Consider the following 2,757-nt stretch of genomic DNA (forward strand, 5'->3'; position numbering starts at 1 on the left):
ATATGTGCTCCACGGTCCGGGAGATGGACCTGAGGGAATTTTTGATGAGAGTTCTAATTCGATAGCCCTAGTTTTTACAGAAGTGGAAATACAGTCTACTATCCATGAATATCAGTCTAAAAGAAGAGCCTCAGGATCAGTGAGCATCGTTCTGTATGAGGAGCAACTCAATTTGGACGCAGTTAGTGCTGCGGTTTGGTCGATTTTTGATAGGAGTATATCGGCAGTAGAGAGAGATAAGTACACACACCATGTTCGTCACTACAGAGGGTCGGGTAGTTGGTTGCTGGCCGACGACGATGATGAGCTGATAGCGTTGTGCCGGGAATCCGGTATGCCTGGGGAGAAAATGGCATCGTGTGACTTTAGAGCAAACCTAAAAGGCCTCGGGGTTGCATATGACCTTGACCAAGAGAACATAGCTTTGACTGAGCGATTCGAGAGCTTTATCGCAGAAAAGCTGGACGAGTGGGGTCGGTAGGCTCCTCAGAGCACCCGATTCAAGCGGTGATTCGAGAATGGTAGATATCGAGTTGTGCACACTAATAATAGGCGATTAGGAATTAACTTATTGATATTGTTTCTGTAATAATGGCTGTGTTAGATTTTTACTTGGTGGTGGCCTATTTAAAAATTGGGTTAGCGCGTCAAAAGATCACTAAATAACATTTTGCATTTGAGTAAAATCGATGACCTGAGGAATAACTCCGCTTAACCGTCAGTGTTACGGAGGTCGGTCATGCCATTGTTTTCACTGATTCTACAGATTCAGGCTGTATGAATGCGGGTGTTTCCTTACGCTGGTCGCGGTCTGATGAATAGCGAAACCCACCAGTCATTCGTTACTACCTGGGCAGCACCGCGTTATTGAGCAGGTATGCCGGATATTTGTCTCAGGAGTGTGTTATTGCCTTTCGGGATAGTCGATAGACACCAGAATGGCACCTTACTATTTTCCAAGGAAATAATTCATGATGTCTGTGGATGCATACAAGAGGTTTATCGGGCGAGGGGTGTTGTTATTGTCTGGGGCGTTGTTTGTTTCAATTGCCGTTTCGTATGTGGCATATTACGCCTTCGAGTCGGTAGCTTTTTCGATATTTTGTTTTTTTGCTATTTGGTTCGTCTTCTATTACTTCTTTGGGGGGAATCGATCTGTAAGAAGGTCGATAATTGATGGTGTTTTTGGTAACAGGTTCTTAGGCTGTCAAGAGATTCCGCTGGGTAGTAGTGGTCAATCGGCCTGGCTAAAAGGCGTTGGCTATATCTCCGATATTGACCAGCCTGTATGGGTTAAAGTCGAGAGCGGAGGAATTTCGCTTTATTTTTTGTCAAAACGTCGATCCGCCCCGTTATTTGTGCAATGGTCTGATGTTGGGAAAGTATATATGCTTGATAATTTCGGGCTAGCACGAATCTACATTCGAGATGTTGATGAAGAGATTTTTGTGCCTTGGTCGGATTCATTTAATGATAGTGTTCCGGAGTTCGTCGGGATTTCAAAAGGTGCGTAACTAGGTTTTGGGGGCGTAAGGTATGATTCTAAAAAAGTGGAGAAAGAAGAGGGCTGTTGCTAAGTATGTTTCTAAATTGGCTGTTTTGCTAAGAAAGGATTATGGGCCAAGTTCTTCTTATACGGTTTCTCAGGTTTAGAGTGCGATCATAAGATATCGGCTTGATAATAAATATTTAGATTATGATTTGTTCCTGTTTACATATGGAAGTTCTTTGAATGAGCTATTGTGATAGCCAAGATTTCTATGTGCATGAGGAGCTTGAGCAGGGAGAACGTGGCGGGTCAGGTTTTGGCGCCAGTGACTATCAGGGGTGTGGATTTGGTTCGGGCGAGGGGGACTAGGTCTCTGGAGATGAATCGAGAGTTTAGAGATAAAGTACTTTTCCTTAATCACTATAGGTCTTCCTTGTGCTGTAAGGAATGGGGTTACAAGTTCCGGTGTGGGTGTTCTTAGCGGCTAAGGTTTCAATGGCATGTATTGTGGGATTTTTTCTCATGGGGTGGTTCTAATACAGTTCTGTGTTTTATTGTTGGGCCAATTATTAGTCTTTACTTATATTCTCTATAGTTCTTCTTGTGGATGATTTTAAGGGTAAGTTGCGAAATCGTATTTAATGTATCTAGGAGGGAAGATACACAATGGGAAGTTATTTTCTTTCATTGTTTTTTATAGCGGCTGCGATTGCTGGCTTAAGATATACGACAAATCTATGCAAGACCAGGAAATACACGGTATTGAAGTCTTTTGCTCTCGGTGCGGTGTATGGTGCGTTTTTCTCTGTAATTTTATTTGGTCTAAACGTACTGGGGGCTGTCGGTACAGAAAGTCCAAGTGCAAAGCTTGTGATACTCATTAGTGCAGGGATGATTGTAATATCTAGTTTGGATAGTGGTTTCGAGCGAGCGATAGATATCTGGAGAAAGAGCGGCGAAATATAGCAGCTGTACCTGAAGATTATACTACTGTAATGGCTAAATATGGCTTTAAAGTTGGCGCTTCGTGGAGTTTGGCTGCGAGCATGGCGGCCTTAGTTAGAATGTGGGAGGCTGGGGATTTCTACCTGGATCTGATCGGGTTGTCTGCAATAGCGATTCTTCCGTTTATTACGGCTGGTCAATTTTACAGCAGTGTGAAAAATTATGGCGACAATCAAGAGTAACCCTGGCTGACTCTCCAAGGTCAATGCCCTGCCTTAACGGGACGCATTAGTCAGGAGCAACCGGCCATCACAACCTCGCCC

Annotated in this window: 5 protein-coding genes; all 5 read left to right on the top strand. The window is 43.7% G+C overall.

Features of this window, described 5'->3' with window-relative positions; translation table 11 throughout:
- Positions 1-481: hypothetical protein (locus DKW72_RS16115; protein WP_157960522.1), on the top strand; the 481-nt coding region annotated here is incomplete at its 5' end.
- A 490-nt stretch (positions 482-971) separates the two neighbouring features.
- A complete protein-coding gene (locus tag DKW72_RS16120) occupies positions 972-1,514 on the top strand; it encodes a hypothetical protein (protein WP_111643414.1) in 543 nt (180 codons plus the stop codon).
- Positions 1,515-1,536: 22 nt separating this feature from the next.
- On the top strand, positions 1,537-1,653 hold the full coding sequence (locus DKW72_RS16825; protein ID WP_408631120.1) for a DUF6559 family protein: 117 nt from the start codon (positions 1,537-1,539) through the stop codon (positions 1,651-1,653).
- Positions 1,654-2,155: 502 nt separating this feature from the next.
- Positions 2,156-2,455, top strand: a complete 300-nt coding sequence (locus tag DKW72_RS16125; protein ID WP_111643415.1) for a hypothetical protein — start codon at positions 2,156-2,158, stop codon at positions 2,453-2,455.
- 29 nt (positions 2,456-2,484) lie between these two features.
- Entirely contained in the window at positions 2,485-2,676 is a 192-nt protein-coding gene (locus tag DKW72_RS16130) for a hypothetical protein (protein WP_111643416.1), read from the top strand.
- Positions 2,677-2,757: the final 81 nt, after the last annotated feature.

It is taken from the genome of Marinimicrobium alkaliphilum, assembly GCF_003259155.1.
Classification (GTDB): domain Bacteria; phylum Pseudomonadota; class Gammaproteobacteria; order Pseudomonadales; family Cellvibrionaceae; genus Marinimicrobium_A; species Marinimicrobium_A alkaliphilum.

Bases quoted from the DNA above. Each gene is read 5' to 3' on its own strand.
- DKW72_RS16130 (WP_111643416.1), top strand. From the start codon at position 2,485: ATGGCTAAATATGGCTTTAAAGTTGGCGCTTCGTGGAGTTTGGCTGCG.
- DKW72_RS16125 (WP_111643415.1), top strand. From the start codon at position 2,156: ATGGGAAGTTATTTTCTTTCATTGTTTTTTATAGCGGCTGCGATTGCT.
- DKW72_RS16825 (WP_408631120.1), top strand. From the start codon at position 1,537: ATGATTCTAAAAAAGTGGAGAAAGAAGAGGGCTGTTGCTAAGTATGTT.
- DKW72_RS16120 (WP_111643414.1), top strand. From the start codon at position 972: ATGATGTCTGTGGATGCATACAAGAGGTTTATCGGGCGAGGGGTGTTG.